Below are 3,168 nucleotides of genomic sequence, written 5' to 3'. Positions count from 1 at the left end.
TGTTCTTTGAAAACTAGATAAGAAAAGTTAGTAAAGTTATCACAAGTGGAAACACTTGTATAAAAGTAACCGAGAATCAACTGAAAGTGTATCTTTCAAATGAACCGACGTTTATCATCGCTGGTAAACGCGATTCAGATTAACCGGACTTCGAAGAAGTCTATGAGGTTAAGTTAGGAAGGGCGCACGGTGGATGCCTTGGCACTAGGAGCCGAAGAAGGACGGGACTAACACCGATATGCTTTGGGGAGCTGTACGTAAGCGTTGATCCAGAGATTTCCGAATGGGGGAACCCACTATCTTTAGTCGGATAGTATCCTTATGTGAATACATAGCATAAGGAAGGCAGACCCAGGGAACTGAAACATCTAAGTACCTGGAGGAAGAGAAAGAAAAATCGATTTCCTGAGTAGCGGCGAGCGAAACGGAAAGAGCCCAAACCAAGAAGCTTGCTTCTTGGGGTTGTAGGACACTCTATACGGAGTTACAAAGGAAGGCTATAAATGAAGCGGTCTGGAAAGGCCCGCCAGAGACGGTAAAAGCCCGGTAGTTGAAATAGGCTTCTCTCCAGAGTGGATCCTGAGTACGGCGGAACACGTGAAATTCCGTCGGAATCCGGGAGGACCATCTCCCAAGGCTAAATACTCCCTAGTGACCGATAGTGAACCAGTACCGTGAGGGAAAGGTGAAAAGCACCCCGGGAGGGGAGTGAAAGAGTACCTGAAACCGTGTGCCTACAAGTAGTTAGAGCCCGTTAATGGGTGATAGCGTGCCTTTTGTAGAATGAACCGGCGAGTTACGATTTGTTGCAAGGTTAAGCGGAAAAAGCGGAGCCGTAGCGAAAGCGAGTCTGAATAGGGCGCATGAGTAACAGGTCGTAGACCCGAAACCAGGTGATCTACCCATGTCCAGGATGAAGGTAAGGTAATACTTACTGGAGGTCCGAACCCACGCACGTTGAAAAGTGCGGGGATGAGGTGTGGGTAGCGGAGAAATTCCAATCGAACTTGGAGATAGCTGGTTCTCTCCGAAATAGCTTTAGGGCTAGCCTCGAGGTAAAGAGTCATGGAGGTAGAGCACTGTTTGGACTAGGGGCCCCTCTCGGGTTACCGAATTCAGATAAACTCCGAATGCCATGTACTTATACTCGGGAGTCAGACTGCGAGTGATAAGATCCGTAGTCGAAAGGGAAACAGCCCAGACCACCAGTTAAGGTCCCCAAATATACGTTAAGTGGAAAAGGATGTGGGGTTGCTTAGACAACCAGGAGGTTGGCTTAGAAGCAGCCATCCTTGAAAGAGTGCGTAATAGCTCACTGGTCGAGTGACCCCGCGCCGAAAATGTACCGGGGCTAAACGTATTACCGAAACTGTGGATGAACCACTAAGTGGTTCGTGGTAGGAGAGCGTTCTAAGGGCGTTGAAGTCAGACCGGAAGGACTGGTGGAGCGCTTAGAAGTGAGAATGCCGGTATGAGTAGCGAAAGAAGGGTGAGAATCCCTTCCACCGAATATCTAAGGTTTCCTGAGGAAGGCTCGTCCGCTCAGGGTTAGTCGGGACCTAAGCTGAGGCCGATAGGCGTAGGCGATGGACAACAGGTTGATATTCCTGTACCAGTGTCAATTGTTTGACCAATGGGGTGACGCAGAAGGATAGGGAATCGCACGAATGGAAATGTGCGTCCAAGCAGTGAGTGTGAGAAGTAGGCAAATCCGCTTCTTGCGAAGCATGAGCTGTGATGGGGAAGGAAATAAAGTACGGAAGTTCCTGATTTCACGCTGCCAAGAAAAGCCTCTAGGAAGAGAGATACTGCCCGTACCGCAAACCGACACAGGTAGATGAGGAGAGAATCCTAAGGTGAGCGAGAGAACTCTCGTTAAGGAACTCGGCAAAATGACCCCGTAACTTCGGGAGAAGGGGTGCTCTATTAGGGTGAAAGCCCGAGAGAGCCGCAGTGAATAGGCCCAGGCGACTGTTTAGCAAAAACACAGGTCTCTGCAAAACCGTAAGGTGACGTATAGGGGCTGACGCCTGCCCGGTGCTGGAAGGTTAAGAGGATGGGTTAGCTTCTTGCGAAGCTCAGAATTGAAGCCCCAGTAAACGGCGGCCGTAACTATAACGGTCCTAAGGTAGCGAAATTCCTTGTCGGGTAAGTTCCGACCCGCACGAAAGGCGCAACGATCTGGGCACTGTCTCAACGAGAGACTCGGTGAAATTATAGTACCTGTGAAGATGCAGGTTACCCGCGACAGGACGGAAAGACCCCGTGGAGCTTTACTGCAACCTGATATGGAATGTTTGTACCGCTTGTACAGGATAGGTAGGAGCCGAAGAATCGCGTGCGCCAGCATGCGAGGAGGCGCTGGTGGGATACTACCCCCGCTGTATGACCATTCTAACCCGCCACGCTTAGCGCGTGGGGAGACAGTGTCAGGTGGGCAGTTTGACTGGGGCGGTCGCCTCCTAAAGAGTAACGGAGGCGCCCAAAGGTTCCCTCAGAATGGATGGAAATCATTCGCAGAGTGTAAAGGCACAAGGGAGCTTGACTGCGAGACTGACAAGTCGAGCAGGGACGAAAGTCGGGCTTAGTGATCCGGTGGTTCCGCATGGAAGGGCCATCGCTCAACGGATAAAAGCTACCCCGGGGATAACAGGCTTATCTCCCCCAAGAGTCCACATCGACGGGGAGGTTTGGCACCTCGATGTCGGCTCGTCGCATCCTGGGGCTGTAGTCGGTCCCAAGGGTTGGGCTGTTCGCCCATTAAAGCGGCACGCGAGCTGGGTTCAGAACGTCGTGAGACAGTTCGGTCCCTATCCGTCGCGGGCGCAGGAAATTTGAGAGGAGCTGTCCTTAGTACGAGAGGACCGGGATGGACGCACCGCTGGTGTACCAGTTGTTCCGCCAGGAGCATCGCTGGGTAGCTATGTGCGGCAGGGATAAACGCTGAAAGCATCTAAGCGTGAAGCCCCCCTCAAGATGAGATTTCCCATTTCTTCGGAAAGTAAGATCCCTGAAAGATGATCAGGTAGATAGGTTTGGAGTGGAAGTATGGCGACATATGGAGCGGACAAATACTAATCGATCGAGGACTTAACCTTTTAATCTGGTTTTCGTTACTTTGTAACTCAACACTTTTCTTCTCTAGTTTTGAGAGAACAACGTTCTTTC

General features: G+C 51.0%; 1 rRNA gene. It reads left to right on the top strand.

Going from position 1 to position 3,168, the window contains the following annotated elements:
• The first annotated feature begins 166 nt into the window (after positions 1–166).
• Positions 167–3,098: ribosomal RNA gene (locus tag CFS04_RS12895) — 23S ribosomal RNA — on the top strand.
• Positions 3,099–3,168 lie beyond the last annotated feature (70 nt).

It is taken from the genome of Listeria sp. ILCC796 (assembly GCF_900186175.1).
Lineage (GTDB): Bacteria > Bacillota > Bacilli > Lactobacillales > Listeriaceae > Listeria > Listeria goaensis.
This window is presented reverse-complemented; position numbering and strand designations above follow the sequence as displayed.